The 2,934-nt window shown below is 63.9% G+C and carries 4 protein-coding genes; all 4 read left to right on the top strand.

Going from position 1 to position 2,934, the window contains the following annotated elements:
* Positions 1 to 1,255, top strand: a 1,255-nt coding sequence (locus tag Q8N40_RS04835) for an ATP-binding protein (RefSeq protein WP_305711010.1), incomplete at its 5' end; no start/stop codon positions are given.
* 163 nt (positions 1,256 to 1,418) lie between these two features.
* Positions 1,419 to 1,997 (top strand): peroxidase-related enzyme, encoded by a 579-nt coding sequence (locus tag Q8N40_RS04830; RefSeq protein WP_305711009.1) that lies wholly within the window; start codon positions 1,419 to 1,421, stop codon positions 1,995 to 1,997.
* A gap of 92 nt (positions 1,998 to 2,089) precedes the next feature.
* Positions 2,090 to 2,428, top strand: coding sequence for a hypothetical protein (locus Q8N40_RS04825; protein ID WP_305711008.1), 339 nt, complete (start codon positions 2,090 to 2,092; stop codon positions 2,426 to 2,428).
* Between the two features lie 293 nt (positions 2,429 to 2,721).
* The coding region (locus Q8N40_RS04820) for an acyl carrier protein (protein ID WP_305711007.1) at positions 2,722 to 2,934 on the top strand (213 nt) is incomplete at its 3' end.

Below are 2,934 nucleotides of genomic sequence, written 5' to 3'. Positions count from 1 at the left end.
GCCCAATCTGCGGGTCTTCCTGCTCGACGTTCACAACGAATATGGCCGCTGCTTCGGCGACCGCGCGCTGGTGCTCAATCCGCGCAATCTGAAGCTGCCGTTCTGGCTGTTCAATTTCGAAGAGATCGTCGACGTGCTGTTTGCCGGCCGTCCCGGGGTGCCGGAGGAACTCGACATCCTCGCCGAGGTGATTCCGATGGCGAGGGGCATCTATACGCAATACCAGAATTCGGACCGGGTCGGGCTGAAGCGGATCGATCCCAAGACCATCGGCTACACCGTGGACACGCCGGTGCCCTACCGGCTGGTCGACCTGATCTCGATGATCGACGAGCGCATGGGCAAGCTCGAGAACCGCTCGTCGCGCATCCTCTATCACAAGCTGATTTCGCGGATCGAGACCGTGCGCAACGATCCGCGCTACGCCTTCATGTTCGACAACGCCAATGTCGGCGGCGACACCATGGCGGAAGTGATCAGCCATCTGTTCCGGCTGCCGGCCAACGGCCGGCCGATGACCATCATGCAGCTCGCCGGTTTTCCGGCCGAAGTCGTCGACAGCGTGGTGTCGGTGCTGTGCCGCATGGCGTTCGATTTCGGGCTGTGGAGCGACGGCGTCTCGCCGCTGTTGTTCGTCTGCGAAGAGGCGCACCGCTATGCGTCCGCCGACCGCAACATCGGCTTCGGCCCGACCCGCAAGGCGGTCAGCCGCATCGCCAAGGAAGGCCGCAAATACGGCGTCTATCTCGGCCTCGTGACGCAGCGCCCCGCAGAACTCGACGCCACCATCATTTCCCAGTGCAACACGCTGTTCGCGATGCGGCTGGCCAACGACCGCGACCAGGCGCTGCTGCGCTCGGCGGTCTCGGACGCCGCCGCCAATTTGCTGTCGTTCGTGCCGTCGCTCGGCACCCGCGAAGTGCTGGCCTTTGGCGAGGGCGTGGCACTTCCGACGCGGTTGCGCTTCAAGGAAGTGCCGCTGCATCAATTGCCGCGCAGCGAAGCCACCATCTCGACGGTGCCCTCTGCCGCCGCCGGCCACGACATGCACTTCGTCGGCGCGGTGCTGGAACGCTGGCGCGGCGCCACCTCGCATCGCGACGTTCCCAACGATCCCGCCATCAACGAGCGTCCCGCCGCCCGCTCGCTGGAACCGCGCACCATGGAACCACGCACCATGGAAGCGCCGATGTTGCAGCCGTCGATGGGGCTGGATCCTGACCGCTTCTCGCTGCTGAAGAAGCCGCTGCGCTGACGCAAAAGAGCGATCTGCTCCAGAGCCGTAGCAACCATTAAACTGCGGTCGTTCGATTTCGACCTTGGTGGTAGCTGCCTCTGACGCCAGCCCGCCTTGCGCCGCCCCAACCATGCCTTATGGTTCCCGCCAACCGCATCTCGCGGCCCAGCCGGAACCGTCCATGACCCAGCCCGCCCCAAAACGCTTCCCCGCCCCCGCCATCGACACCCTGCCCGACGATATCCGCACCCGCCTGCTTGGCGTACAGGAGAAATCCGGCTTCGTGCCGAACGTGTTTTTGACGCTGGCGTACCGGCCGGATGAATTCCGGGCGTTCTTTGCCTATCACGATGCGCTGATGGAGAAGGACAGCGGCCTCTCCAAGGCCGAGCGCGAGATGATCGTGGTGGCGACGTCGAGCGCCAACCAGTGCCAGTATTGCGTGATCGCGCATGGCGCGATCCTGCGCATTCGCGCCAAAAACCCGCAGATCGCCGACCAGATCGCGGCCAACTACCGCAAGGCGGATATCACGCCGCGGCAGCGCGCCATGCTCGACTTCGCGATGAAGGTGAGCGCCGAGGCGCAACTGGTTGCGGAAGCTGATTTTGTCAGCCTCGCCGGCCACGGTTTTTCCGACGACGACATCTGGGATATCGCGGCGATCTCCGCGTTCTTTGCGCTGTCGAACCGGATGGCGAACGTCACCGCGATGCGCCCGAACGACGAGTTTTATCTGATGGGGCGGCTGCCGAAATGAGGCCCCGCGCCAGCGCATCCTCCGCCAACATTTTCTGGGAGACGCATCGCCAGCGTGCTAAACGGGTTTGGAAATTTCCGGAGCTGGCAACAGTGAAAACCCAACAGCCCATCGCATCGGATGACGAGCATCGCGTGCTCAAATTCCGGCCGCGCACCATGGCGCATCCGCCGGGCCCGCGGGAACTGGACCAGCAACCGTCTGCCGATCTCTCGCGATTCGAGCGTGCCCCCGAGGAACCCGGCGAGTTCCGGCATCGCATGCTGGCGAACGTCGCCGCCCTCGCCTTCACCGTGGCGCTGACGGCGATCGGCATTTGGCTGGCGATCAGCATCGCGGACCTGCGCAAGACCCAGGATTGCGTGCTGATGGGACGGCGCGACTGCGCCCAGATTTCGACGCCGCGCAGCATCAGCCTGTTCGGTTCCTGAATCAGGACCCGGCCGCAGTCGCTTGTTTTGACAGGTTTTCCTTACGCAAACCGGGTATCCGTCCCGGATCGCCCGCGGGCGGGCCTTCGCTCGAAAACGCGAGGGATTTTCGGGCGAATCCGGCCGCTTTGCCGGGGAATCCGGCTTCCCCCGCGGCCCGCCTCCATTGAACTCAGGGCCTCGCTCCGTTATACGGGCACTCAACTCCGGCCGGGGGCTGAGGCATTCCGGAGCGCCGCGCCCTGAATCCGTGCCGCCATCGGATTTACCTCCAATATGTCAAAGGCTTAATGATGTCTTCTACATTCGATCAGATCGCCACGATTATCGCCGAAACCTGCGACATCCCGCGCGACACGATCACGCCGGAGAGCCACGCCATCGACGATCTGGGCATCGACAGCCTCGATTTTCTCGACATCGCGTTCGCGATCGACAAGGCGTTCGGGATCAAGATGCCGCTGGAGAAATGGACCCAGGAGGTCAATGACGGCAAGGCGACCACC

The sequence above is a fragment of the Bradyrhizobium sp. genome, from assembly GCF_030693485.1.
In the GTDB taxonomy this organism is placed as follows: Bacteria; Pseudomonadota; Alphaproteobacteria; order Rhizobiales; family Xanthobacteraceae; genus Bradyrhizobium.
Note: the sequence above shows the minus strand (reverse complement) of the source record. Positions and strands in the feature narration are given on the sequence as shown.

Bases quoted from the DNA above. Each gene is read 5' to 3' on its own strand.
- Q8N40_RS04830 (WP_305711009.1), top strand. From the start codon at position 1,419: ATGACCCAGCCCGCCCCAAAACGCTTCCCCGCCCCCGCCATCGACACC.